This is a genomic window from Streptomyces sp. NPDC059455, from assembly GCF_042750115.1.
GTDB lineage: Bacteria > Actinomycetota > Actinomycetes > Streptomycetales > Streptomycetaceae > Streptomyces > Streptomyces endocoffeicus.
This window is the reverse complement of the sequence record NZ_JBHYVB010000016.1, coordinates 1-24,585: the sequence shown is the minus strand read 5'-3', so window position 1 is coordinate 24,585 and position 24,585 is coordinate 1. Positions and strand designations below refer to the sequence as shown.

The following is a 24,585-nucleotide window of genomic DNA, read 5'->3' as shown; positions in this document are numbered from 1 at the left end:
TCGAGCGGGACACCGGCGGCCCGGACCGGCAGTTCCGCTGAGCCGGTCGCGCCCTCTCCGAGCCGATCGCGCCCGCACCGAGCCCCTGGCGCCCGGGGGCCCGGCCACCCCCCGGGCGGGGGGCGGGGGGGGGGGTTGCCCCCCCCGTTCCGCATGCGCGCGCCTCCCCGTTCGGGGAAAGCGGTACCGGCGGGTCCGGACGTGCGGCAGTATCTGCAGATGGCACGCGATGTACTCCTGCTCCCCAAAGCGCATCTGCATCTTCACTTCACCGGCTCCATGCGCCCCGCGACCCTCCTCGAACTCGCCGACAAGTACGGCGTCCATCTCCCCGAGGCACTGAGCGGCGGTGAGCCTCCGAAGCTGCGCGCCACCGATGAGCGCGGCTGGTTCCGCTTCCAGCGGCTGTACGACATCGCACGCTCCTGCCTGCGGGAGGCCGACGACATCCGGCGGCTGGTGCGCGAGGCGGCCCAGGAGGACGTGCGGGACGGGGCCCAGTGGCTGGAGATCCAGGTCGACCCCACCTCGTACGCCCCGCGGCTGGGCGGGCTGATCCCGGCTATGGAAGTCATCCTGGACGCCGTCGAGAGCGCCTCCGCGGACACCGGGCTGGGGATCAGGGTCCTGGTCGCCGCCAACCGCATGAAGCATCCGCTGGAGGCCCGCACCCTCGCCCGGCTCGCGGTGCGCTACGCGGACCGCGGCGTCGTCGGCTTCGGTCTCTCCAACGACGAACGGCGCGGATTCGCCCGCGACTTCGACCGGGCCTTCGCCATCGCCCGGGAGGGCGGGCTGCTGGCGGCGCCGCACGGCGGCGAGCTGTCGGGCCCCGGCAGCGTGCGGGACTGCCTGGACGACCTCGGCGCGGCCCGGGTCGGCCACGGGGTGCGCGCGGCGGAGGACCCGCGGCTGCTCGCCAAGCTCGCCGAGCGCCAGGTGACCTGCGAGGTGTGCCCGTCGTCCAACGTGGCGCTCGGCGTCTACGAGAAGCCGGAGGACGTCCCGCTGCGCACGCTGTACGACGCGGGGGTGCCGATGGCGCTCGGGGCGGACGACCCGCTGCTCTTCGGCTCGCGGCTGGCGGCGCAGTACGAGCTGGTGCGCGAGCACCACGGCTTCACGGACGCCGAACTGGCCGAGCTGGCACGTCAGTCGGTGCGCGGCTCGGCCGCGCCGGAGGAGGTCCGGCGGCGGATGCTGGCGGAGATCGACGACTGGCTGGCGGGCTGAACCTACTCATGTGAGCAGGTTGGGTCAGAGGCTCACGCCGACCGTCACCGGCTCGTTGACCAGCCGGATCCCGAACGCCTCCTCGACCCCGGCCACCACCTCGCGGGCCAGCGCCAGCAGGTCCTCGGTCGTGGCCCGGCCCCGGTTGGTGAGGGCGAGCGTGTGCTTGGTGGAGATCCGGGCCGGGCCGGTGCCGTAGCCCTTGGTGAAGCCCGCCCTGTCGATCAGCCAGGCCGCGGAGGTCTTGATCAGGCCGTCGCCCGCCGGGAAGGCGGGTGGCGCGATGTCCGGGCCCAGGCGTTCGGCGACGCGGGCCAGGAAGGCGGCGTGGGCGTCCTGGTCGAGCACCGGGTTGGTGAAGAACGACCCCGCGGACCAGGTGTCGTGGTCCTCGGGGTCGAGCACCATGCCCTTGCCCGCGCGCAGCCCCAGGACGGTCTCGCGGGCGACGGCGGCCGGCACCCGGTCCCCCACCTCGACGCCGAGCACCCGCGCGGTCTCGGCGTACCGGACGGGTGCGGAGAGCCCGCCCGCGTCCTCCAGCTCGAAGCGGACCCGGAGCACCACATGGCGGTCGGGGTCGGCCTTGAAGCGGCTGTGGCGGTAGGAGAAGGCGCAGTCGGCGTTCGGGATCGTGACGACCTCGTCGGCGCGGCGGTCGTAGGCGATCACCTCGGTGATCGTGGCGGAGACCTCCTGGCCGTAGGCGCCGACGTTCTGTATCGGCGTCGCGCCCGCGGAGCCGGGGATTCCGGCGAGGCATTCGATGCCCGCGAGCCCCGCCTGGACCGTGCGGGCCACGGCGGCCGACCAGTTCTCGCCCGCGGCGAGCTCCAAGCGGGTGCCGTCGAGCGTGAAGCCGCTGGTGGCGATGTGCAGGGCGGTGCCGTCGAAGCCCTTGTCGGCGATGACCAGATTGCTCCCGCCGCCGATCACCAGCAGTGGGGTCCCGGCCGCGTCGGCCGCCCGGACCGCGGCGACGACCTCGTCGTCGGTCGTGGCCGTGAGCAGCCGGTTGGCCGGTCCGCCGAGACGGAAGGTGGTGAGGGGCGCGAGAGGGGCGTCGTGGAGTTCCTGCACGCGCTCAAGAGTACGGGGGCGCCCCCTGGGCTCCTGGGGCGGCCGCCCCCGGTGTGGGGAGTCCGGGGCCGGCGGGCCTGCGGGCCGTAAGGGGCTCGGACGGGCCGCACGCGCTCCGGCGTGCTCTCATCCGCCCGGGGGCCGCATCGGGCGCGGTCGAGGGCTCAGACGAGCCGTACCACGGCGCGGGCCCGGCCCAGCACCTTCTGGCCGGCGCTGGTCGCCGTGATGTCGAGGCGCACCGTACGGGCCTCGTCGTCCAGCTTGGCGGTCACCTTGGCGCCGATCTCGATGACCGCGCCCTTGTCGTCGTTGGGGACCACGACCGGCCGGGTGAAGCGGACGCCGTACTCGACGAGGGCGCCGGGGTCGCCGGCCCACTCGGTCACCACCCGGGCCGCCTGGGCCATGGTGTAGGCGCCGTGCGCGATGACGTCGGGGAGACCGACCTCTCTGGCGAACTTCTCGTTCCAGTGGATCGGGTTGAAGTCGCCCGACGCGCCCGCGTAGCGCACGAGGTCGGCGCGGTTCACCCGGAACTCGCGCGTCGGCACCTCGGTGCCGACCTCCACGGCGTCATACGAGATCTTGGCCGTCATCTGCTCTCCTCCACCTCTGCGTCAGCGGCGCGGGCCACCAGCGTCGTGAACGACGTCGCTACATGATCACCCGCCTCGTCGTGGACCTCGCCGCGGACGGACAGGATGTCGTTCCCGGCCAGCGACTTGATCGAGTCGATGATCGAGGTGACCCTCAGGCGGTCCCCCGCGCGGACCGGGCGGGTGTACTCGAACCGCTGGTCGCCGTGGACCACCCGGCTGTAATCCAGTCCCAGCTGGGGGTCCTCGACAACCTGCTTCCCGGCCGCCTTGAAGGTGATCGTGAAGATGAACGTCGGCGGGGCGATCACATCGGGGTAGCCGAGGTCCCGGGCCGCCCCGGGGTCGGTGTAGACCGGATTGGTGTCACCGAGGGACTCGGCGAATTCCCGGATCTTCTCCCGGCCGACCTCGTACGCGGCGGTGGGCGGGTAGGTCCGCCCCACGAAGGACTGGTCGAGCGCCATCGGCGCACACCTCCTGCGATTGAATTACCAACGAAACGAGGCCGCCCCCCGCGAGTGGGGGCGGCCTCGAATGAGAGTTTATTGCTATCGCGTCTCACGGTGCGCGGTGTGCGCGTTGCAACGCGGGCAGTGCTTCTTGATCTCAAGACGATCCGGGTCGTTGCGCCGGTTCTTCTTGGTGATGTAGTTCCGCTCCTTGCACTCCACGCAGGCCAGCGTGATCTTCGGGCGGACGTCGGTGGCAGCCACGTGAGTGCTCCTTGACGAACAGGCTAGGGGATTAACGCAGAAAGAGTAGCCGATCGAAGGACCGACCCCACAATCGGCTACTGTCAGTAGCGGTGACCGGACTTGAACCGGTGACACAGCGATTATGAGCCGCTTGCTCTACCGACTGAGCTACACCGCTGTGATGCGAGTGACTCCCCGCTCAACCAGCGTAGCGGAACGAGAAGCCTCACACATCAGAGCCCCAATACGGAATCGAACCGTAGACCTTCTCCTTACCATGGAGACGCTCTGCCGACTGAGCTATTGGGGCGAGCGATGAAGACATTACACGGTCGGCCGCCGAAGGTGAAATCCGTATCGGCCCCTCGTCACCCTGGACTCATGCACCACACCGGTACGACTATTCGGCTCCTCCACGAGGCCGCCCCCACCTCGTCCTAGGCTTCGCTTCGCACCCGCGTGATCTTGGCTGCGCACGCACTCCGACGCGTGCCCGGCGCGTCACCCGTCGCGTGCCCGGCGCGAATCCCAGGAGCGCGATGCCCGAGAGCCAGCAGCAGCCGCAACAGCCGCCCAGGAACGGCGGAGCGGCCCCCGACGAGCCCACCGCCCTGGTGCTCGGCGGCGTCCGGCTCGCCGACGGGCGCACCGTGGACGTCCGGCTCAGCGGCGGGCGGATCGAGGCCGTGGGCACGGCGGGCAGCCTCGCCCCCGGCACCCGGCTGGACCTCGGCGGCTATCTGCTGCTGCCCGCCCCCGCCGAACCCCACGCCCACTGCGACACCGCCCTTACGGCCGACATCGCGGGGCCGGTCCCGTACGCCCCCGGGGACGTCCAGCGCCGCACCGTCGAGGCCGCCCTGCTCCAGCTCGGCCACGGCGCGACGGCGCTGCGCACCCATGTCCGCATCGGCGGGGTGCACGGACTGCGCTCCCTGGACGCGGTCCTGGAGGCCGGCCGGGCGCTGCGCGGGCTCACGGAGCTGAGCGCGGTGGCGGTGCCCCGGGTGCTGACCGGCACCGCCGGGGCGGACGGTCTGGCGATGCTGCGGGACGCGGTGGGGATGGGCGCGTCGGTCATCGGCGGCTGCCCCGACCTCGACCCGGACCCGACCGGCCACGCCGAGGCCGTCCTCGACCTCGCCGCCCGCCACGGGTGCGCCGTCGATCTGCATACGGACAGTGACGACCCGGCCCGCCTCGCCCGGCTCGCGGCGATGGCCGGGGGCCTGCGGCCGGGCGTCACCATCGGCCCCTGTGGCGGGCTGTCCCGGCTGCCCGCGGAGATGGCGGGGAGAGTCGCCGAGCGGCTGGCGGCGGCCGGGGTGACCGTCGTCTGCCTCCCCCAGGGCGACTGTGCCGGGCTGGAGCACCAGGGCATGCGGGGAGCGCGCATCCGCGCCTGCGCGCCGGTGCGGCTGCTGCGCGCCGCGGGCGTCCGGGTGGCCGCGGGCAGCGGGGCGCTGCGGGACGCGGTGAACCCCGTGGGGCGCGGCGATCCCCTGGAGGCCGCCTTTCTGCTGGCGTCCCGGGGCGAGTTGCGGCCCGAGGAGGCGTACGAGGCGGTGTGCGCGCGGGCGCGGGCCGCGATGGGGCTCGCCGAGGTGCGGGTGGAGGCCGGGTTCCCGGCGGAGCTGCTCGCGGTGCGCGGGGACGGCCTCGCGGGGGTGCTCTCGCTCGCGTACAGCAGGGTCGTGGTGCACCGGGGGCGGGTGGTGGCGCGTACCAGCGCGGTGCGGGAGTACTGCGACTCGGCGGCCGCGACGGCGCTGGATCTGCCCCGGCAGGCGCGGCCGCAGAGCGGCGGCGAGCAACAGTAGGCCGCACGGCGTACGGTCGGGATCATGCGCATTGTCATCGCTGGTGGACATGGACAGATCGCGCTGCGGCTGGAGCGGCTGCTCACCGCGCGCGGAGACGAAGTGGCGGGCATCGTCCGCAAGCCCGAACAGGCGGGCGACCTGCTGGCGTCGGGCACCGAACCGGTCGTCTGCGACCTGGAGTCGGCCTCGCTGGAGGACGTGGTCAAGCATCTGGAGGACGCGGACGCGGCCGTCTTCGCGGCCGGAGCGGGCCCCGGCAGCGGTGTCGCCCGTAAGGACACCGTCGACCACCGGTCCGCGGTGCTCTTCGCGGACGCGGCCGAACGGGCCGGGGCCCGGCGGTTCCTGATCGTCTCCTCGATGGGCGCCTCCCATGAGCCGCCGCCGGACACCGACCCGGTCTTCGCCGCCTATCTGCGCGCCAAGGCCGCTGCGGACGACGACATCCGCGCCCGGGACGGCCTCGACTGGACCGTGCTGCGCCCGGGCCGGCTGACGAACGACCCGGGCACGGGCCGGGTGAAACTGGCCGAACACACCGGCCGCGCCGAGATCACCCGCGACGATGTGGCCGCGGTCCTGGTCGCCCTCCTGGACGAGCCCCGTACAGCGGGCCGCACGCTGGAGCTGATCAACGGCGACACGGCGGTGGCGGACGCGGTGAGGGCGGTCGCCGAGCGGAGGTGAGGGGCCGGGCCGGCACGACCCGAACGCTCAGAAGTCCACCCGGGCCGGGGCGTCGGCCCGGGCCACGGACTCCTGGGCGTACTGGCGCTCGTACGCCGTCCGGATCCGTTCGATCCGCGGGTCCTGCGTCCCCGCCTCGGACGCCGGGTAGAGCAGGACCACCTCGTACGAGCGCTCCCGCTCGATCGTCCCGTTCTGGTCCCGCCACTGCCCCCGGCCGTCGTGGATCGTCAGACCGGCGGGGAAGCGCGGGGTGATCCGCCGGTCCACGAAGGCCAGGAACTGCTTCTCGGTGACGGGCGGCCCGCCGTCGGGGCGCTCGGTGCCGAAGAAGAGCCGGGTCTCGACGTACGGCTTGCCCCGGCCCACGGCGCCGGAGGCCGCCGCGGCGGGCGGATCGTCCAGCGCGGCGTACGCGGCGACGGGAGTGGCGGCGGCGAGGGCGAAGGCCGCCCCGACGGCGGCGAGACGGACGCGTGGCTTCATGGTCGGCATCGTCCGATCGTCCCGGCGCCGGGGACCCTCGGGAAGGGCGCCTTACGGTGCACATCCGTGCGAGGCGCGAGGCGCGGGCCGCATCCGCGCGAGGTGCGGGGCACTTCCATGCGAGGCGCAGGCCGCAACCGCGCGGGCCGCATCCGCCCGAGGCGCCGGGCACATCCGCGCAAGGCGCGAGGCGCGGGCCGCATCCGCGCGAGGTGCGGGGCACTTCCATGCGAGGCGCAGGCCGCAACCGCGCGGGCCGCATCCGCCCGAGGCGCTAGGCGCAGGCCGCATCCGTGCGAGGTGCGGGGCACTTCCATGCGAGGCGCAGGCCGCAACCGCGCGGGCCGCATCCGCGCGAGGCGCCGGGCGCAGGCCGCATCCGTGCGAGGCGCGAGGCGCGGGCCGCATCCGCGCGAGGTGCGGGGCACTTCCATGCGAGGCGCAGGCCGCAACCGCGCGGGCCGCATTCGCCCGAGGCGCTAGGCGCAGGCCGCATCCGTGCGAGGCGCCGGGCGCAACCGCGCGGGCCGCATCCGTGCGGGGCGCCGGCCGCATCCGTGCGAGGCGCGAGGCGCAACCGCGCGGGCCGCATCCGTGCGAGGCGCCGGGCGCAACCGCGCGGGCCGCATCCGTGCGGGGCACCGGGCGCATCCGCGCGAGGCGCGAGGCGCAACCGCGCGGGCCGCATCCGTGCGAGGCGCCGGGCGCAACCGCGCGAGGTGCGGGGCACCGGGCGCATCCGCGCGAGGCGCCGGGGCAGGCCCGACCCGGTGTCAGACGGCAGCGGCCCGACCCGGGACCACCCGGCCCAGGACGTCGTTCAGACCCTGCGCCACCGGGCCATCGCGAACGAGAACACCCCGAAGAGCGCCAGCCCCAGCGCCACCGCGATCAGCAGCCAGGGCCCCGCCGCCGTTCCGGCGAAGGTCCGCAGGGTGTCGTCGATGCCCTTCACCTTGTCCGGGTCGTAGCGCACCGCCGCCGTGAGCGCGAAGCCGCCCGCCACCGCGAACACCGCCCCGCGGGCCACCCCGCCACAGATCCCGAGCGCCTCCACGGCCCGCCGCGTCCGCCGGGACATCGCGCCCGTCTTGAGGTGCTTGCGGAAGCCGCGCCGGATGGCCCGTACCGCGATCCACACCCCCGCCACGGCCACCGCGGTCCCGGCGGCGGCGACCAGCCACCGGCCGTACGGCAGGTCGAGCGCGCGGGCCGTCACGTCCTTCGACTGCCGGTCGCTGGAGCCGCTGCCCTGCTCGCCGGTGGCGAAGGAGAGCACCGAGTACGCGATGACGCCGTAGAAGACCGCGCGGGCCGCCCCCGCCAGCCGCTTCCGTGCCGCGCCCCCGTCCGGCCCCGCGGCCCCGAAGACCGCCTCGGACAGCCGCCACAGCGCCATGCAGGCCAGCCCGATGCCGACCGCCCAGACCAGCGCCGCGCCGAACGGCTGCTTGGCGAGGATCTGGAGCGCCCCGCCCCGGTCGGCCTGTTCGCCGTGGTCGCCCGAGGCGATGCGCAGCGCCAGGACGCCGATGAGCAGATAGAGCACGCCCCGGGTGGCCAGCCCCCAGCGGGCCGCCGCCTCGATGGCCCGGGTGCCCGCCTGGCGCGGGGTGCGGGTGCGCGTTGCCGAACCCAATCCGCGTGCGATCGACGATGCGTTCACCGTTTCCTCCCCAGTTGTCGCTCATCGTTTGCCCTGGACGTACATGCGGAAACGGGACTTTCTCTTGTTGGTTGAAGCGATCCGCCCTACGCTGCCGCCACTGAATCTGACGAACCGTCAGATCGCAGGGACGGACAGGAACCACCACGAGGAGACCGGGGAGAGATGGCGAGATGACCGGCGAGACGAACGGCACCACCGAGCTGCCCCTGGTCATCAGCGTCGATGACCATGTGATCGAGCCCGCGCACCTCTTCGAGACCTGGCTCCCGGCCAAGTACCGGGACCGCGGCCCCAAGCCCCTTACGGCCGGGATCGGCGAACTTGCCTACATCGGCGGCAAGTACAAGTTCACCACCGACCCGGACGGCCAGCTGACCGACTGGTGGACTTACGAGGGCGACCTCTTCCCCTACAAGCGGATCATCGCCGCCGTCGGCTTCTCCCGCGACGAGATGACCCTCGACGGCATCACCCGCGAGCAGATGCGCCGCGGCTGCTGGGACCCCAAGGACCGGCTCGCCGACATGGACCTCAACCATGTCGAGGCGTCACTGTGCTTCCCGACCTTCCCCCGCTTCTGCGGCCAGACCTTCGCCGAGGCGAAGGACAAGGAGGTCGGGCTGGCGTGCGTCCGCGCGTACAACGACTGGATGGTCGAGGAGTGGTGCGGCGACAGCGGCGGCCGCCTCATCCCGCTCTGTCTGATCCCCCTGTGGGACGTCGACCTCGCCGTGCAGGAGATCCGCCGCAACGCGGCCCGCGGCGTCCGCGCGGTGACCTTCAGCGAGATCCCCACCTACCTCGGGCTCCCCAGCATCCACAGCGGCTACTGGGACCCGTTCTTCGCCGAGTGCGAGGCCACGGGGACGGTCGTGTGCATGCACATCGGCTCCTCCTCCCAGATGCCCGCCGCCTCCCCCGACGCCCCGCCGGCCGTCCAGGCCGCGCTGAGCTTCAACAACGCCATGGCGTCGATGATGGACTTCCTCTTCAGCGGCGTCCTGGTCTCCTTCCCGCGCCTGAAGCTGGCCTACGCCGAGGGCCAGATGGGCTGGATCCCCTACGCCCTGGAGCGCGCCGACGACGTCTGGGAGGAGCACCGGGCCTGGGGCGGCGTCCGCGACCTCATCCCCGAGCCGCCGTCCACGTACTACTACCGGCAGATCTTCTGCTGCTTCTTCCGCGACAAGCACGGGGTCGCCTCGCTGGACACGGTCGGCGTGGACAACGCCACCTTCGAGACCGACTACCCCCACGTCGACTCCACCTGGCCGCACACCCGCCGCATCGCCGCCGAGCATGTGGCCGACCTCTCCCCCGAGACCACGTACAAGATCCTCCGCGGCAACGCGATCCGCATGCTGGAGCTGGACCTCGACCGGGGGCTGCGACGGACGTAGGCGAGCCGGACGTCGTGTCGTGGCGTAAGAGTGCGGATGCCGACTGCACGTCGAACATGTGCTACTGGTACGGCGACAAGTATCACGGGAACATCGTGGGGCGCCGGCTGCCCGAACGCCGACGGTCCCTGGCCGCGCCACCGCGCCCAGGGGCCGTCGCGCTTACGCCGGCCCGGCGACGCCAGGGCACTGCGGGCGAAGGAATACCGCGGCCCCGGACGGGCGCGGGGCCAGGCGGACGGCGCGGGGCCAGGCGGACGGTGCGGGGTCAGGCGGACGGTGCGGCGCCGCCGCTCGTGCGCGGCTGGGTCGAGGCGCAGTAGCGGCACTTGCGCGCCGCCTCGGGGATGTCCTCGGCGAGGCACTCCGGGCAGGTCTTGAGCGGGCCCGGCTCCCCGAAGACCTCCGCGCCGCAGCGGCGCTGGGTGTACTTGTACGGCACGACGATCAGGAAGTAGATGACCGCCATGAAGATGATGAAGTAGATCAGGGCGGAGATGAACGACCCGATGTTGAGGTAGGTCGAGGTGTTCCCCTGAGCGCCGAGCTGCCAGCCGAGCCCGACCGATTTGCCGCCCTGGAGCCGGGCGATGACCGGGTTGATCACGGAGTCGGTGAACGCCTTGATCAGCGTCGAGAACGCCAGCGCTGTGACCAGGCCGACGGCGACAACGATGACATCACCGCGCATGAGGAAGTTCTTGAAGCCCCTGAGCACGATCCGCCCTCTCTGTCCTGATACGGGGGAATCACCACCCTAGGAGCGCTCTTACGGAGCCCGGGGTACGCCACGGCGGACGGCCGCCCGTACGGCGGCAGACCCCCCCGCGCGCGCACGCGAGCGGAAGGCCGACGGTCCACGGACCGTGACGCGCACTCCGGGGCAGCGCCCTCGGGCGCGGGACCACTCTCGACGGACGGCTTCCCGAATAACTTAAGCCATGCAATGAAATAAGCCCTGCCGCGAGGATTGACGCTCTTCGTCGGGCCTTGAATCATTTAGTCACCGAACACCGTGACAACACCGGTGCTCCGGCGCGAGGTGGCCGTGAACACGCCGGTCACCGGGCTCGCTCTTTCCCCCTCACGGCCGTGACCGCACCGGCCGTTCCTGTCCGCACAGGAAGGCATCGACACTTATGAGATCTGTCAGGCCTATGACAAGACCTCTCACGCCCCGCTCCACCCTGGTGGGCGCCCTCGCTGCGGTCGCCGTGGCCGTCGGCCCCTGGCTGACTTCTCCAGCGGGCGCCCAGGTGGCCCACACCGGCTCGGCCTCGGCGGGCGAGACCGTCAACGTCTACCTGACCACCACCTCCGGCTCCGACGGCCGCACCGTCGTCAAGGGCCTGGAGCGGCAGACGCCCATCACGTTCGCGACTGGCGGCGGGGGCAATGTCACGGTCGACGAGTCCCGGACATACCAGGAGTTCTCGGGCGCCGGCGCATCGTTCACGGACACCGCGGCATGGCTGTTCAACAGCAGCGGCGCGCTGAGCCAGGGCACCCGCGACGAGGTGATGCGCAAGCTCTTCTCCCCCACCGACGGCATCGGCGTGAGCTTCCTGCGCAACCCGATGGGCGCCTCCGACCTCGCCCGCTTCGGCTACACCTTCGACGACGTACCGGCCGGACAGACCGACCCCGGCCTCACCAGATTCTCGATCAACCACGACCTGGCCGACGTCCTGCCACTGACCCAGCGGGCCAAACAGCTCAACCCGGCCCTGAAGGTCATGGCCTCGCCGTGGACCGCCCCCGCCTGGATGAAGGACAACGACCAGCTCAACCAGGGTTGGCTGGAGGGGCAGTACTACGGCACCTACGCGAACTACTTCGTGAAGTACCTCCAGGAGTACAAGAACCGCGGGGTGCCGATCGACTACGTGACCGTGCAGAACGAGCCCACCTGCTGCGGCGGCTACCCGTCGATGCAGTGGAACGGCTCCGGACTCAACTACTTCACCAAGAGCGAGCTGCTGCCCAAGCTGGCGAACGCGGGCCTGAACACCAAGGTGCTCGCCCTCGACTGGAACTGGGACCAGTGGTCGGGCTACGGCGCGCCCGTCGTGGACGACACCGCCATCCGCAACCACCCCAACTTCGGCGGCATCGCCTGGCACGGCTACGGCGGCGACGTCCGCCAGCAGACGACCGTCCACAACCAGTACCCCAGCGTGGACGCCTTCGACACCGAACACTCCGGTGGCACCTGGATCGCCAACCAGCAGAAAGAGGACATGCACAACCTGATCGACTACACCCGCAACTGGGGCAAGAGCTGGATCAAGTGGAGCCTCGCGGTCGACCAGAACAAGGGCCCCCACAACGGCGGCTGCTCCACCTGCACCGGCCTGGTCACCGTGCACAACGGCGACAGCCAGAGCGGCAAGGTCGACTACACCGTCGAGTACTACACGATGGGCCACCTCACGAAGTTCGTGAAGCCGGGCGCCCGCCGCATCGACTCCACCGCCAGCTCGACGGTCCCGAACGTGGCCTGGAAGAACCCTGACGGCTCCAAGGCGCTGATCGCCTACAACGACACCGGCGGCCAGCAGACGCTGAAGGCCAACTGGGGCAACCAGTCCTTCACCTACCAGCTCCCCGCCGGGGCCTCCGCCACCTTCACCTGGACCGGCAACCAGTCGTAAGCGCGGCGCCGGTACCCGGACCCGCTCGCAGGGCAATGGCCCCTGACCGCGCCGCCGGCCGTGTGCGGGCGACGACCGCTACGGGAGGCGGCGGACGAAGTCCATCAGCAGGGCGCAGAACGCCGCGGGCTGTTCCAGCGGCGCGAAGTGGCCGACGCCGGGGATGACGACGGTCCTCCGGCCCGCGTCGAGGTCACGGGCCAGGCCCTCGCCGCCTTCGTAGAAGTCGGGCATGTCGTGTTCGCCGACACCGACCAGGGCGGGGATGGTGAGCGTGCGCAGCGCCGCCGGGCCCGTGCGGCGGGCTGGTCATGGGGCCGGTACCCGACCAGGACCAGGCCCTCCACCCGCTCGGATGCCGTGACGGCGGCTTGGAGCGCCACCAGGGCGCCGAGCGAGTTCCCGGCCAGGACGAAGCGGTCGGCCCCGAGGCGGCTGAGCGTGTCGAGCACGTCCGGCCAGGGGGCCACCTCGCGGCGGTCGGGCACGAGCGCGTCGCCGTGGCCGGGCAGGTCCAGGGCGATGGCCCGCACGCCCGCCCCGGCGAGCCGCGGGAGGTGTGCGTCCCACATGGTGCGGTCGGTGGGCCGGGCTTGGAGGTGCCCGGTACGGGCAGCACGACCTCGGAGCGGGCGAGCAGCCAGGCCAGCGCCACAGGGGACGGACTGGCGCCGTGGGCGGCCGCGGTCCGGTCGACCGGGCCGCCGGGACGGGCGAGCTCGCCCGCGGCCACCGGCGCCCAGGGGATGAAGCCGATGTCATGGCGGGTGCAGTAGTCCAGGACATCGGCGGAGCCGCGGTCGGTGAGGTTGTAGCGGTTCTGGACGGTGGCGATCTCGGCGATCGTACGAGCCCGCTCGATCTGGTCGACGCTGACCTGGGACAGGCCGATCGCGACGACCTTGCCCTCGTCCTGGAGCCTCTTCAACTCACCGGCCTGGTCCTCCAGCGGAACCTTCGGGTCGACGCGGTGCAGCTGGAACAGGTCGACGTGGTCCAGGCCGAGCCTGCGCAGGCTCATCAGGGCCTGCTGGCGCAGGTACTCCGGGCGCCCGACCGGCGGCCACGCCTTCGGGCCGAGGCGCACCAGCCCCTCGCGGGTCTCCATCGTGTCCGGGCCGTTGCGGGTCAGCCCGGCCTTCGTCGCGATGAGCACGTCATCGGGGTAGGGGGGGATCGCCTGCCGGATGATCTCCTCGCTGACGTGAGGGCCGTAGGAGTCCACGGTGTCGATCAGCTGCACGCCGAGTTCGACGGCCCCGGCGCACCACGCGGACGCGCCACCTCGTCCCGCCGCAGCCCCGGCACCCGCCGGTCCCCGGCGTCGGGCAGCCCGACGCCCCGCGGTGTGATCACCGCTCGGCGAGCACGCAGGTAGTCACCGAGCTCGTTGTCGCTTGCCATGCCCATCACGCTAAATCGGTCCCCTGCATCAGGGCGTGGGTGCGGTGCACCCACCCGGGTGCGGCAACCGAATCCGGCGTCCCGGGACGAGAACGGCCCCTGACCGCGTTTCCGCAGTTCAGGGGCCGTTTCCCACGTGTGGCGGCGCCAGGATTCGAACCTGGGTAGGCTAAGCCGACGGATTTACAGTCCGCTCCCATTGGCCACTCGGGCACACCGCCTGGGATGTGGCCAGGTGCCCCGCTCTCGCGGTGCTGCTCCCTGGCAACGACGTAAACAATACCTGATGTGCAGGGGTGCTTCGCCACCCGGTTGATCGCCGCTCGATCATGGCCGAGATCGCTAGGCTGGCCGGAGCGGTCCGCTGGGCCGTGCCACTGACGGATCTACGTACGAGGAGCCAACTCAAGATGGCCGACTCCAGTTTCGACATCGTCTCGAAGGTCGAGCGGCAGGAGGTCGACAACGCTCTGAACCAGGCGAGCCGCGAGATCTCCCAGCGTTACGACTTCAAGAACGTCGGCGCCTCGATCGCGTGGTCGGGCGAGCGGATCGAGATGCGAGCCAACTCCGAGGAGCGGGTCAAGGCGATCCTCGACGTCTTCCAGTCCAAGCTGGTCAAGCGGGGGATCTCGCTGAAGGCCCTGGACGCGGGCGAGCCGCAGGCGTCGGGCAAGGAGTACAAGATCTTCGCCTCGCTGCAGGAGGGGATCTCGCAGGAGAACGCGAAGAAGGTCGCCAAGATCATCCGCGATGAGGGGCCCAAGGGTGTCAAGGCGCAGGTGCAGGGCGAGGAGCTGCGGGTGACGTCCAAGAGCCGGGACGATCTGCAGGCCGTGATCGCCCTGATCAAGGGCAAGGACCTGGACTTCGCGGTGCAGTTCGTCAACTACCGGTAGGCGGCGCCCGGACCGGTACGGCAGGGGCGGTGCGGCATGGCCGTGCCGCCCCTGGTGTTGTCGGCGCCCTGGGTCAGCGGTGGGCGAAGGGCTGGTCGGTGGGGACGATTTCGTGGCCCAGGGGGGCCAGCGAGATCGGGATGAGCTTGAAGTTGGCCAGGCCCAGGGGGATGCCGATGATCGTGAGGCAGAGGGCGACGCCGGTCACGAGGTGGCCGAGCGCCAGCCACCAGCCCGCGAGGATGAGCCACAGGACATTGCCGACGCAGGAGGGTGCTCCGGCGTCGCGGCGGGGGACGACGGTGCGGCCGAAGGGCCACAGGGCGAAGCCGGCGATGCGCCAGGAGGCGATCGCGAGGGGGATGCCGATGATCGTGACGCAGAGCAGGACCCCGGCGAGGAGATAGAGGATCGCCATCCAGATGCCGGAGAAGATCAGCCAGATCAGGTTCAGGAGGGTTTTCACGGTCGGCGGCCTCCTGCCATCTGCTCGAGGCGGGCGATGCGCTCCCGCATGGGTGGGTGGGTGGAGAAGAGCTTGGCCATACCCTCACCGGCGCGGAAAGGGTTGGCGATCATCAGGTGGCTGGCGGTCTCCAGGCGGGGCTCGGGCGGCAGCGGAAGCTGCGTGGTGCCCGCTTCCAGCTTGCGCAGGGCGCTGGCGAGGGCCAGGGGGTCGCCGGTGAGCTGGGCGCCGGAGGCGTCCGCCTCGTACTCGCGGGAGCGGCTCACGGCGAGCTGGATGATGGCGGCCGCGAGCGGGCCCAGGAGCATGATCAGCAGCATGCCGAGGAAGCCGGGGCCATCGTCGTCGTCGGACCGGCCCATGGGGATCAGCCAGGCGAAGTTCACCAGGAACATCACGACGCTGGCGAGCGCGCCCGCGATCGAGGAGATCAGGATGTCGCGGTTGTAGACATGGCTGAGTTCATGGCCGATGACCCCGCGCAGCTCGCGCTCGTCCAGCAGCCGCAGGATGCCGTCGGTGCAGCAGACCGCCGCGTTACGGGGGTTGCGGCCGGTGGCGAAGGCGTTGGGGGCCTCGGTCGGGGAGATGTAGAGCCGGGGCATCGGCTGGCGCGCGGCCGTGGAGAGCTCACGCACCATCCGGTACAGCCCTGGTGCCTCGAACTCGCTGACGGGGCGGGCGCGCATCGCGCGCAGGGCCAGCTTGTCACTGTTCCAGTAGGCGTACGCGTTGGTCCCGAGTGCGACGATCACCGCGATGATCAGTCCGGTACGGCCGAAGAGGCTGCCGATGACGATGATGAGCGCGGACAGACCACCGAGGAGTACGGCGGTCTTCAGCCCGTTGTGCCGGCGGTGCACGGTGTGCCCTCCCGATGTGCCGCAGGGGAACGCTTTGCCTGGTGTCTCCACCTTCCAGTGGACCCTCCTGAAAAAGTCAACGCCAGGCGAAGGGCACCAGTTCCCTTGTGCACATGGGCGCACCCCCGCGGGCCCGCGGGGGTGCCTACAGCAGGGTGCTCGAGGCGAACCGGAGGACGAGTTGCGGGGCGCCGGAGAGGGCGATGCCGGCGGCCGCGGTGAGGGCGATGGCGGCCGTAAGGGGGACGGCGCGGGAGCGGGTGACGGCTGGCCCTGCGGCGGGCACGGGCTCCGACTCCGCGGCGGGCTCCGGGGCGCGGAACAGCACCGTCGTCCACTGGAGGTAGTAGTACAGCGCCACCACCACGTTCAGCGCCATCACCACCGCGAGCCAGCCCAGCCCCGCGTCCACGGCCGCCGAGAAGACGGTCACCTTGGCGAAGAGGCCGATGACGCCCGGGGGCAGCCCGGCCAGGCACAGCAGGAAGAAGCCGAGGGCCAGGGCGGCGGCCGGGCGGGCCGCGTACAGGCCGCGGTAGTCGGTGAGCCGGTTGGCCGGGCTCGTACGGGCCACCAGGGCGGCCACGGCGAAGGCGCCGAGGTTCACGACCGCATACATCAGGGCGTACGCAACCGTGGAGCCGATGGCGCGGGACGCGTCCTGGCCGGAGTCGGCGTAACCGGCCGCGGCGATCGGGACCAGCAGATAGCCCGCCTGGGCGACGGAGGACCAGGCGAGCAGCCGTACGGCGCTGAAGGAGCGCTCCGGGCGCTGGCGCAGCGCCGCGGCGTTCCCCGCGGTCATGGTGAGGGCGGCCAGGACCGCGACGGCCGGGCCCCACACATCGGCGTACGAGGGGAAGGCGAGGACGGTCACCAGGATGAGGCCGGAGAACCCGACCGCCTTACCGACGACGGACAGATACGCCGCGACGGGCACCGGCGCGCCGACGTAGGTGTCGGGCACCCAGAAGTGGAAGGGCACGGCGGCGGTCTTGAAGGCGAAGCCGACCAGGGTGAGCACGACGCCCGCCTGGGCGAGCGTGTCCAGCCGCGGGTCGACATGGGTGAGGGCGCCGGCGATCCGGGACAGGTGGAGGCTGCCGGTCGCGGCGTAGACGAAGCTGACGCCGAGCAGCATCACGGCGGTCGCGGTGACCGAGGAGAGGAAGAACTTCAGCGCGGCCTCGGAGGAGAGGCGGTCGCCGCGGCGCAGGCCCACGAGGGCGAAGGCCGGGAGCGAGGCCACTTCGAGGGCGATGACCAAGGTGGCCAGATCGCGGGAGGCGGGCAGCAGGGCGGCCCCGGCGGCGGAGGACAGCAGCAGGAACCAGAACTCGCCCGCGGGGAGTTTGAGGTCGTCGAGAGAGCTGAAGGACAACAGCGCGGTGAGCAGCGCCCCGCCGAGCACCAGGAACTGGATGACGAGCGCGAACGTGTCGGCCGTATAACTGCACGCGTGGGCGCCGCTGGTCAGGCAGAAGGTGGAGCGGTCGCCGTCCAGCAGCGGCAGCAGGGCGAGCGCGGCCAGGGCCAGTCCCGCTATCGCTCCCCAGCCCAGCAGGTGCTTCCTGCGCTCGGGCAGGAAGAGGTCCGCGACGAGGACGGCGAGGCCGGCCAGGGCCGCGATGGTGGGCGGTGCGACGGCGAGCCAGTCGACGGACTGGACGAGGCTCGTGGCGAGGCTCGAGGCGTTCGGAGTCATCGGGTGCCTCCCGCGAGGAGCTGCTGCACGGCCGGGTCGGTGAGGCCGAGGAGGGCCGCGGGCCACAGTCCGGCGAGGACGGTGAGGGCCACCAGGGGGCTCCAGGCGGCGAATTCATGGCCGTGGACGTCGGCCAGGGCGGGCCGCTGGGCCTCGGTCCCGGTGCCGGGCTCGATCGGATGGTCGCCCATGCAGACGCGCCGTACGACGATGAGCATGTAGCCGGCGGTGAGCAGGGTGCCGAAGGCGGCGAGCGCCATATAGGTGAGATATGCCGGGCGGCTGAGCCCGTCGGCGGGGTCGAAGGCGCCGAACATGGCGAGCATCTCGCCCCAGAACCCGGCGAGTCCGGGCAGCCCCAGGGAGGCCACGGCGCCGAAGGCGAGCAGCCCGCCGAGGCGTGGCGCCCTGCCGTAGAGGGCGGCGCCGCTGGTGCCCGAGAGCTGGTCGAGGTCGGTGGTGCCGGAGCGGTCCTTGAGGGCGCCGACGAGGAAGAAGAGCAGCCCGGTGATCAGGCCGTGGGCGATGTTGGCGAAGAGCGCGCCGTTCACGCCGGTGGGGGTGAGGGTCGCGATGCCCAGCAGCACGAAGCCCATATGGCCGACGGAGGAGTAGGCGATCAGCCGCTTGAGGTCGCCCTTGGCGCCCGCGCGGGCCAGCGCGAGACAGGCGAGGGATCCGTAGATGATGCCGACCACGGCGAACGCGGCGAGGTAGGGCGCGTAGGTGTGGGCCGCGTCGGGGGTCATCGGCAGCACGATGCGGACGAGGCCGTACGTGCCCATCTTGAGCAGCACGCCCGCCAGCAGCACCGAGCCCACGGTGGGGGCGGCGGTGTGGGCGTCGGGCAGCCAGCTGTGCAGCGGCCACATCGGGGCCTTGACGGCGAGTCCGACGATGATGGCGAGGGCCGCGATGAGCTGGGTGGTGTGGCTGAGCTTCGCGCCGCCCGCGCCGGAGGCGCTATCAGACGCAGTGGTGGCGAGTGCCACCATGTCGAAGGTGCCGCCCTTGAGCCCGACGAGGAGGAGGCCGAGCAGCATGACGACGGAGCCGAGCAGCGTGTAGAGGATGAACCGCCAGGCGGCGCGCTCCCGTTCGGCGCCTCCCCACCGGTTGATGAGGAAGTACATCGGGATGAGGACCATCTCGAACGCCAGGAAGAACAGCATCAGGTCCAGCACCGCGAAGCTGGCCAGGGTGCCGGACTCCAGGAGGAGCAGCAGCGCGACGAAGGCCTTGGGGGACGGCCCGGAGGGCCGGTTGAAGTAGGCGTAGAGCGCGCTGAGGAAGGTCAGCAGCGCGGTCAGCACAAGCAGCGGCAGCGAGACGCCGTCCACGCCGAGGTGGATGCGGATGTCCAGCGCCGGGATCCAGCCGATGTCGGTCTGGGCCTGCATCCTGGCCGGGTGGTCGTGGTCGAATCCGGCGGCCAGGGCGATGGCGGCGGCGAGCACCACGCCGGTGACGGTCACGCCGTGGCGCATGACGGCCTGGTCGGGCCCGCGGCCGCGCAGCCCGGGCGGGGCCGGGAGCAGGGCGGCGACGGAGCCGAGCAGGGGGAGCACGACCACGGCGGCGAGGAGGAGTTGCTGGACGGTGTGGTTCACGGGTCAGGCTCCCGCTGCGACGAGGACGGCGGCCACGGCCAGGACGAGCGAGCCCGCGATCAGCGCGCCGAGGTAGGTCTGCACATTGCCGGTCTGGGCGCGGCGGACGGCCGCGCCGAGCAGCCGGGGCGCACCGCCCGCGCCGCGTACGTACGTCTCCACGACCTCGCGGTCGAGGAAGTGGACGAGCCGGGCGGCGGCCCGCACGGGCCGGATGAACAGGGCGCTGTAGACGGCGTCGAGGTGGAAGCCGACGGCCGCGTGGCGGTGCAGCGGGCCCAGGAGCAGCCGCCCGGGGTCGGCGGGGTCGCTGGCGCCCGCGATGGAGCCGTAGGCCGCCTCGTGGGTGGCGATGGCCTCGGCCTCGGAGACGGCGTCGGCGGCCTCGGGGTGGGCCGCCACCGCGCCGAGCGGGACCCGGCGGGCCCGTGCCGAGCTGTGCCGCCAGGCGCCGTACATGACGAGGGCGCCGCCGAGGGCCAGCCCGGTGCCGAGGACGGACGTGGTGAGGGTCGGGGTGAGGGACTCGCCGTCGAACCAGTCGGGCAGCCTGCCGTAGGCGAGGCCGAGGGCGGCCGTGGGGAGGAACAGCACCCACAGGACGACGTTCATGGCCACCGGCTGCTTGCCGTGGTCGGGGACGGGCTCGCCCTGGCCGCGGAAGGCGAGCAGCCACAGCCGGGCCGCGTATCCGGCGGTCAGGAGCGCGGTGAGCAGCCCGGCGAGGAGCACGGTCCAGCCGACGCCCTCCGGGACGCCGGAGGTGTGGCCGGTGGCGGCGTGCTCGGCCGCGCCGAGGACGGCCTCCTTGGAGAAGAAGCCCGCGAAGGGCGGGATGGCGGCGAGCGCGAGCAGCGCGACCGTCATCGTCCAGAAGGCGTCGGGGATGCGCTGGGCGAGGCCGCTCATCCGGGACATGGCGGCCAGGGAGTTGCTGCCCGTGGCGTGGATCACCACGCCCGCGCCGAGGAAGAGCAGCGCCTTGAACGCGCCGTGGGTGATGAGGTGGAAGACGGCCGCGCCGCGGTCGTCGACGGCCAGCGCGCCCGTCATATAGCCGAGTTGGCCGACGGTCGAGTAGGCGAGGACGCGTTTGATGTCGTCCTGGGCGAGCGCGGCGAGCGCCGAGCCGACCATCGTCACGGCCGCCATGGCGGCCAGTACGGCGAGCGCGGCGGCGGAGGAGGCGAAGACGGGCAGCAGCCGGGCCACCACATAGACACCGGCGGCGACCATGGTGGCCGCGTGGATCAGCGCGGAGACCGGGGTGGGACCGGCCATCGCGTCCGGCAGCCAGGTGTGCAGCGGGAACTGCGCGGACTTGCCCGCGACCCCGGCCAGCAGCAGCAGCGCGATCAGGGTGGGGTGGTCCAGCGGCACCCCGGCGGTCTCGGAGGTCAGCCGGGTGTGGATCTCGCTGATGCGGAACGTACCGGTGTCGCCCGCGAGCGCGAAGATGCCGATCAGGAACGGGACGTCACCGAGCTTGGTGACCAGGAACGCCTTGAGGGACGCCGAGCGCGCGGCCGCGGTCTCCCAGTAGTGGCCCACCAGGAAGTACGAGCAGATGCCCATGATCTCCCAGCCGACGAGCAGCACGATCAGGTCGTCGGAGTAGACGACGAGGAGCATCGCGGCGGTGAAGAGGGAGACGAGCGCGGCGTAGGAGGGGTACCGGGAGTCGTCCCGTAGATAGGCGGTCGAGTAGATCTGCACACAGCAGGCGACGACGGCGACGAGGACCGCGACCAGGGCGGCGAAGCCGTCGATCTGGAGGGCCAGGTCGACGGGGACCGAGCCGGTGTCGGCGAGCCGGGTCGCGGCGGTGAGCGGGGCCGTGCCGCCGCCCGCTCCGCCGCCCTGCCGTACGGCGACGAACACGGCGAGCCCGGCCGCGGCGAGGGTCGGCAACACCGCGAGGGGGCGGACGAAACCGGGGGCGCGGCGGCCGAGCAGGAGCCCGGCGACGGCGCCGAGGAACGGCAGGAGGGGGACGAGAACGGCGGCGGTCGTGGTCGTCACGCGGTCTGCCTCCGGGCGCGTCGTGCCTGGTCGGCGTCGTTGTCAGTGGGGGCTGCCATGCTGTCGTCCATCGGGTCCTGGCCGGCCGACGGGGGGTCGGCCAGGTCCCGCAGCCGGTCGACGTCGGAGGTGCCGCGGTTGCGATACACGAGCAGGACGATGGCGAGCCCGATGCCGATCTCGGCGGCGGCGATGGCGATGGTGAAGAGGGTCAGCGCCTGGCCCGCGTGCAGGGTGTCGCGGAGCCAGACGTCGAAGGCGACGAGGTTGAGGTTGACGGCGTTGAGCATCAGCTCGACCGACATCAGCATCAGGATCGCGTTGCGGCGGGCGAGGACGCCGTACAGACCGGTGCAGAAGAGGAGGACGGCGAGCACGGCGGGGTAGGCGAGGTGCATCAGCGCATCTCCTTGCCGTGGCCGGCGCGTGGGCCACTGTCGTGGCCGGTTCCGGGGCCGCTGCGGTGGTCGGCACCAGGGCCGCTGTCGGCGCCGCTCTTGCGGGAGAGGACGATCGCGCCGACGAGCGCGGCGAGGAGCAGCACGGACAGCGCCTCGAACGGCAGCACCCAGTGGCGGAAGAGGCTCTCACCGGAGACGGCGGTGGAGCCCTGCACGCCCTTGTCGAGCTCGATCCAGGTGGTCCGGAAGGCGTCCACGACCACCCACACCAGGACGCCCGCGGCGGCCACGGCCACGGCGAGCGCGGCGGGGCGGTTGCCCGAATCGGCGTCCGGGGAGCGGCCGATGGGCGCCTTGGTGAGCATCAGCCCGAAGAGGAGGAGGACGACGACGGAACCGACGTAGATCAGCACCTGCACCCAGGCGATGAACTCCGCGGTGAGCAGGAGGTACTCCACGGCGAGACCGCCGAGCGCCACCACCAGCCACAGGGCGGCGTGCACCAGCTGTTTGGTGGTGACGGTGACGACGGCCGCGCCGAAGGTCGCGATGCCCACCAGCAGGAAGGCGATCTCGACTCCGGTCGGCGACAGGAACCCGTGGCCGGTGGCGGCCAAGTGGAGCGCAGGGCTCACGAGGCGGCTCCGTTCCCGTTCTCGGTCCCGTTCTCGTTGCCATTCTCGTTGCCGTCGGTCGTCCCGCCGGATCCGCGCTGGGCCTCGGCCTGCGCGGCATCGGCGGCCTGCGCGGCCTCGGCGGCGGCGAGCTTGTCGGCGGCCTTACGGGCGGCGGCGAGCTCCTTGGGCTCCTCGGCGCGCGGGTCGAGCGCGGGCGGCGCGGGCACCGTCCACATCCACTCGCGGAGCTTGTCCCGCTCATGGGTGAGATCGCGGATGTCCTCCTCCGCGTACTCGAACTCCGGCGACCAGAACAGCGCGTCGAAAGGACACACCTCGATGCAGATACCGCAGTACATGCACAGCGCGAAGTCGATCGCGAACCGGTCCAGCACATTGCGGCTGCGCTCGCGCCCGCCCGGAGCGGCCGGGGGCACGGTCTCCTTGTGCGAGTCGATATAGATGCACCAGTCCGGGCATTCGCGGGCGCACAGCATGCAGACCGTGCAGTTCTCCTCGAACAGCCCGATCACCCCGCGGGTGCGGGGCGGCAGCTCGGGCTGCGCGTCCGGATACTGCGCGGTGTGCGACTTCCGGGTCATCGTGCGGAGGGTGACGGCCAGGCCCTTGGCCAGACCGGATCCGGGGATGCCCATCAGGAGATCACCACCTTGACGACGCCGGTGAGGGCGATCTGGGCCAGTGAGAGCGGAATGAGGCAGGTCCAGGCGAACCGCTGGAGCTGGTCCTCGCGCAGCCGCGGATAGCTGACCCGCAGCCAGATCACGATGAAGGCGAGGACGGCCGTCTTCAGCAGGGTCCACAGCCAGCCGAGGCCATCGGCGGACGGACCGTGCCAGCCACCGAGGAAGAGGACGGTGGTCAGCCCGCACAGGACGACGATGCCCGCGTACTCGGCGAGCAGGAAGAGCGCGAACCGCAGGCCCGTGTACTCGGTGTACGCACCGAAGATGATCTCGGAGTCGGCGATCGGCGCGTCGAACGGCGGGCGCTGGAGCTCGGCGAGACCCGCGGTGAAGAACACCACCCCGCCGACGATCTGCCACGGCACCCACCACCACTCGAACGCGTCGAGGATGCCGGGCAGCGAGACCGTGCCCGCCGCCATCGCCACGGAGGCGGCCGTGAGCAGCATCGGCAGCTCGTACGCCATGAGCTGGGCGGCCGTGCGCAGGCCGCCGAGGAGGGAGAACTTGTTCGCCGAGGCCCAGCCCGCCATCAGCGAACCCAGCACCCCGACGCCCATCACGGCGAGCACGAAGAAGATGCCCGCGTCCACGACCTGGCCGGCCGCGCCCTCGGCCGGGCCGATCGGGATCGCGACGAGGACGAGGAGGTACGGCAACAGGGCGACGGCGGGCGCGAGCTGGAAGATCCGCCGGTCGGCCCCGGCCGGTACGACGTCTTCCTTCTGCGCGAACTTCACGCCGTCCGCGACCAGCTGGGCCCATCCGTGGAAGCCGCCCGCGTACATCGGCCCGAGGCGGCCCTGCATATGGGCCATGACCTTGTGCTCGGTCTGCCCCACGACCAGGGGCAGCACGAGGAAGGCGAGCAGGAGGGCGAGCAGTCGCAGCGCGACGTCGAGGACGTCGTTCACGCGGCGCCTCCTGGCTGGTCGTCGGTGTCGTGGTCGGGGGTGGCGTCCGGGGTGACGTCCTCCGACGTGGCTGGGGTGCCGGGGGCGGGTGCGGGTTCGGGTTCGGCTTCCGGCTTCGCGCCGGGTCCGTCTCCGGCCGCCCCGGGCTCCGCTTCCGGTTCCGGTTCGCGTTCCGGTGCCTGCGGCTCACGCGGGGACTCGGCGTCCTCGTCCCGCGCGGGGCGCGCATGGTGCCAAGGGGCGTCGGAAGAGCGGCGCTGCGGCGCGGGGCGCCGCGGGCGGGCCGGGGCGTCGGGCGCTGTCGGCTCGTCGGCCGCCGCCTGCCCACCGGCGGCCGTGTCCGTGGCCGAGGCTTCGGCCGCGGCCTCCGCACCCGCCGAACGCTGACTCGCCGGGCCCTCGCCCACGCTGCGGGAGCGCCGGGCCGGGCCTTCAGCCATAGAGGCAGGAGTCTCCGCCGCCTCATCCGCCGGACGCTGGCTCGCGGAACCCTGGCTCGCACTGCGCACACGCCGGGCCGGGCGCTCGGCCGCAGAGGCGGGGGTCTCCCCCGCCGCATCCGCCGCATCCGCCGTTTCCGCCGTTTCCGCCGTTTCCGCCGGACGCTGGCTCGCCGAGCCCTGGCTCGCACTGCGCACACGCCGAGCC

The 24,585-nt window shown here is 72.1% G+C and carries 24 protein-coding genes, 3 tRNA genes and 2 pseudogenes; 6 read left to right on the top strand and 23 right to left on the bottom strand.

Going from position 1 to position 24,585, the window contains the following annotated elements; all coding sequences use genetic code 11:
- The first annotated feature begins 219 nt into the window (after nt 1-219).
- Entirely contained in the window at nt 220-1,233 is a 1,014-nt protein-coding gene (locus ACFXB5_RS08035) for an adenosine deaminase (protein WP_201851634.1), read from the top strand.
- 24 nt (nt 1,234-1,257) lie between these two features.
- Here the strand turns inward: ACFXB5_RS08035 and ACFXB5_RS08030 are convergent, their stop codons facing one another.
- The 6 genes from ACFXB5_RS08030 to ACFXB5_RS08005 form a co-directional block, all read right to left on the bottom strand.
- Entirely contained in the window at nt 1,258-2,313 is a 1,056-nt protein-coding gene (locus ACFXB5_RS08030; RefSeq protein WP_385203922.1) for a UDP-N-acetylmuramate dehydrogenase, read from the bottom strand.
- A gap of 164 nt (nt 2,314-2,477) precedes the next feature.
- A complete protein-coding gene (locus ACFXB5_RS08025; RefSeq protein ID WP_201851632.1) occupies nt 2,478-2,912 on the bottom strand; it encodes a MaoC family dehydratase in 435 nt (144 codons plus the stop codon).
- Nucleotides 2,909-3,379: a MaoC family dehydratase N-terminal domain-containing protein gene (locus ACFXB5_RS08020; protein WP_201851630.1), complete on the bottom strand. Its 471-nt coding sequence runs from the start codon at nt 3,377-3,379 to the stop codon at nt 2,909-2,911. Before ACFXB5_RS08020 ends, ACFXB5_RS08025 begins: the two co-directional genes overlap by 4 nt.
- An 84-nt stretch (nt 3,380-3,463) precedes the next feature.
- Nucleotides 3,464-3,628 carry a 50S ribosomal protein L33 gene (gene rpmG, locus ACFXB5_RS08015; RefSeq protein ID WP_009715907.1) on the bottom strand — a complete coding sequence of 55 codons (165 nt, stop codon included), beginning with the start codon at nt 3,626-3,628 and terminating at the stop codon, nt 3,464-3,466.
- An 87-nt stretch (nt 3,629-3,715) separates the two neighbouring features.
- A tRNA-Met gene (locus tag ACFXB5_RS08010) sits at nt 3,716-3,788 on the bottom strand.
- Between the two features lie 59 nt (nt 3,789-3,847).
- Nucleotides 3,848-3,920: transfer RNA gene (locus tag ACFXB5_RS08005), tRNA-Thr, on the bottom strand.
- 229 nt (nt 3,921-4,149) lie between these two features.
- On the opposite strand from ACFXB5_RS08005, the gene ACFXB5_RS08000 reads away from it, so the two are divergent.
- Both ACFXB5_RS08000 and ACFXB5_RS07995 read left to right on the top strand, forming a co-directional pair.
- Nucleotides 4,150-5,430 (top strand): hydrolase, encoded by a 1,281-nt coding sequence (locus tag ACFXB5_RS08000; protein ID WP_385203919.1) that lies wholly within the window; start codon nt 4,150-4,152, stop codon nt 5,428-5,430.
- 24 nt (nt 5,431-5,454) lie between these two features.
- Nucleotides 5,455-6,120, top strand: coding sequence for an NAD(P)H-binding protein (locus ACFXB5_RS07995; protein WP_385203917.1), 666 nt, complete (start codon nt 5,455-5,457; stop codon nt 6,118-6,120).
- Between the two features lie 27 nt (nt 6,121-6,147).
- Here ACFXB5_RS07995 and ACFXB5_RS07990 read toward each other — a convergent pair whose 3' ends face one another.
- Nucleotides 6,148-6,606 (bottom strand): DUF3574 domain-containing protein, encoded by a 459-nt coding sequence (locus ACFXB5_RS07990; protein WP_385203913.1) that lies wholly within the window; start codon nt 6,604-6,606, stop codon nt 6,148-6,150.
- 820 nt (nt 6,607-7,426) lie between these two features.
- Nucleotides 7,427-8,272: a DUF1206 domain-containing protein gene (locus ACFXB5_RS07985; protein ID WP_385203910.1), complete on the bottom strand. Its 846-nt coding sequence runs from the start codon at nt 8,270-8,272 to the stop codon at nt 7,427-7,429.
- A gap of 173 nt (nt 8,273-8,445) precedes the next feature.
- On the opposite strand from ACFXB5_RS07985, the gene ACFXB5_RS07980 reads away from it, so the two are divergent.
- Complete coding sequence (locus tag ACFXB5_RS07980) at nt 8,446-9,675, top strand: amidohydrolase family protein (protein ID WP_385203908.1); 1,230 nt, start codon at nt 8,446-8,448, stop codon at nt 9,673-9,675.
- A gap of 268 nt (nt 9,676-9,943) precedes the next feature.
- Here the strand turns inward: ACFXB5_RS07980 and ACFXB5_RS07975 are convergent, their stop codons facing one another.
- Entirely contained in the window at nt 9,944-10,393 is a 450-nt protein-coding gene (locus ACFXB5_RS07975; protein ID WP_385203905.1) for an MscL family protein, read from the bottom strand.
- A gap of 421 nt (nt 10,394-10,814) precedes the next feature.
- Here ACFXB5_RS07975 and ACFXB5_RS07970 point away from each other — a divergent pair, with 421 nt between their 5' ends.
- A complete protein-coding gene (locus ACFXB5_RS07970) occupies nt 10,815-12,329 on the top strand; it encodes a glycoside hydrolase family 30 beta sandwich domain-containing protein (RefSeq protein WP_385203903.1) in 1,515 nt (504 codons plus the stop codon).
- A 104-nt stretch (nt 12,330-12,433) separates the two neighbouring features.
- Here ACFXB5_RS07970 and ACFXB5_RS07965 read toward each other — a convergent pair whose 3' ends face one another.
- From ACFXB5_RS07965 to ACFXB5_RS07950, 4 genes and pseudogenes are all read right to left on the bottom strand, one after another.
- A complete protein-coding gene (locus ACFXB5_RS07965; RefSeq protein WP_385204046.1) occupies nt 12,434-12,901 on the bottom strand; it encodes an alpha/beta fold hydrolase in 468 nt (155 codons plus the stop codon).
- 77 nt (nt 12,902-12,978) lie between these two features.
- Nucleotides 12,979-13,554 (bottom strand): annotated as a pseudogene (locus ACFXB5_RS07960) (aldo/keto reductase); the annotation flags it as partial.
- Nucleotides 13,555-13,607: 53 nt separating this feature from the next.
- A pseudogene (locus ACFXB5_RS07955) lies at nt 13,608-13,733 on the bottom strand (transcriptional regulator); the annotation flags it as partial.
- A 139-nt stretch (nt 13,734-13,872) separates the two neighbouring features.
- Nucleotides 13,873-13,954: transfer RNA gene (locus ACFXB5_RS07950), tRNA-Tyr, on the bottom strand.
- Nucleotides 13,955-14,143: 189 nt separating this feature from the next.
- Between ACFXB5_RS07950 and ACFXB5_RS07945 the strand changes: the two genes are divergently transcribed.
- A complete protein-coding gene (locus ACFXB5_RS07945; protein WP_037963620.1) occupies nt 14,144-14,632 on the top strand; it encodes a YajQ family cyclic di-GMP-binding protein in 489 nt (162 codons plus the stop codon).
- A 73-nt stretch (nt 14,633-14,705) separates the two neighbouring features.
- On the opposite strand, the gene ACFXB5_RS07940 is transcribed toward ACFXB5_RS07945, so the two are convergent.
- The 10 genes from ACFXB5_RS07940 to ACFXB5_RS07895 all read right to left on the bottom strand — a co-directional run bounded on the left by ACFXB5_RS07940 (nt 14,706) and on the right by ACFXB5_RS07895 (nt 24,377).
- On the bottom strand, nt 14,706-15,098 hold the full coding sequence (locus ACFXB5_RS07940) for a YccF domain-containing protein (protein ID WP_385203900.1): 393 nt from the start codon (nt 15,096-15,098) through the stop codon (nt 14,706-14,708).
- The gene (gene htpX / locus ACFXB5_RS07935) at nt 15,095-15,961 is read right to left on the bottom strand and encodes a zinc metalloprotease HtpX (protein WP_385203897.1); all 867 of its coding nucleotides are present in this window, start codon (nt 15,959-15,961) and stop codon (nt 15,095-15,097) included. Before htpX ends, ACFXB5_RS07940 begins: the two co-directional genes overlap by 4 nt.
- A gap of 145 nt (nt 15,962-16,106) precedes the next feature.
- Nucleotides 16,107-17,666 carry an NADH-quinone oxidoreductase subunit N gene (locus tag ACFXB5_RS07930; RefSeq protein ID WP_385203894.1) on the bottom strand — a complete coding sequence of 520 codons (1,560 nt, stop codon included), beginning with the start codon at nt 17,664-17,666 and terminating at the stop codon, nt 16,107-16,109.
- Complete coding sequence (locus ACFXB5_RS07925) at nt 17,663-19,276, bottom strand: NuoM family protein (protein ID WP_385203892.1); 1,614 nt, start codon at nt 19,274-19,276, stop codon at nt 17,663-17,665. Before ACFXB5_RS07925 ends, ACFXB5_RS07930 begins: the two co-directional genes overlap by 4 nt.
- A 3-nt stretch (nt 19,277-19,279) precedes the next feature.
- Entirely contained in the window at nt 19,280-21,298 is a 2,019-nt protein-coding gene (locus ACFXB5_RS07920; RefSeq protein WP_385203889.1) for an NADH-quinone oxidoreductase subunit L, read from the bottom strand.
- Complete coding sequence (gene nuoK, locus ACFXB5_RS07915; RefSeq protein ID WP_044571726.1) at nt 21,295-21,696, bottom strand: NADH-quinone oxidoreductase subunit NuoK; 402 nt, start codon at nt 21,694-21,696, stop codon at nt 21,295-21,297. The genes ACFXB5_RS07920 and nuoK overlap by 4 nt, the downstream gene beginning before the upstream one ends.
- A complete protein-coding gene (locus ACFXB5_RS07910; protein ID WP_385203886.1) occupies nt 21,696-22,334 on the bottom strand; it encodes an NADH-quinone oxidoreductase subunit J in 639 nt (212 codons plus the stop codon). Before ACFXB5_RS07910 ends, nuoK begins: the two co-directional genes overlap by 1 nt.
- Nucleotides 22,331-22,972, bottom strand: a complete 642-nt coding sequence (locus ACFXB5_RS07905; protein WP_385203883.1) for a NuoI/complex I 23 kDa subunit family protein — start codon at nt 22,970-22,972, stop codon at nt 22,331-22,333. Before ACFXB5_RS07905 ends, ACFXB5_RS07910 begins: the two co-directional genes overlap by 4 nt.
- Nucleotides 22,972-23,937, bottom strand: coding sequence for an NADH-quinone oxidoreductase subunit H (locus ACFXB5_RS07900; RefSeq protein WP_385203880.1), 966 nt, complete (start codon nt 23,935-23,937; stop codon nt 22,972-22,974). Before ACFXB5_RS07900 ends, ACFXB5_RS07905 begins: the two co-directional genes overlap by 1 nt.
- On the bottom strand, nt 23,934-24,377 hold the full coding sequence (locus ACFXB5_RS07895; RefSeq protein WP_385203879.1) for a hypothetical protein: 444 nt from the start codon (nt 24,375-24,377) through the stop codon (nt 23,934-23,936). The genes ACFXB5_RS07900 and ACFXB5_RS07895 overlap by 4 nt, the downstream gene beginning before the upstream one ends.
- Nucleotides 24,378-24,585 lie beyond the last annotated feature (208 nt).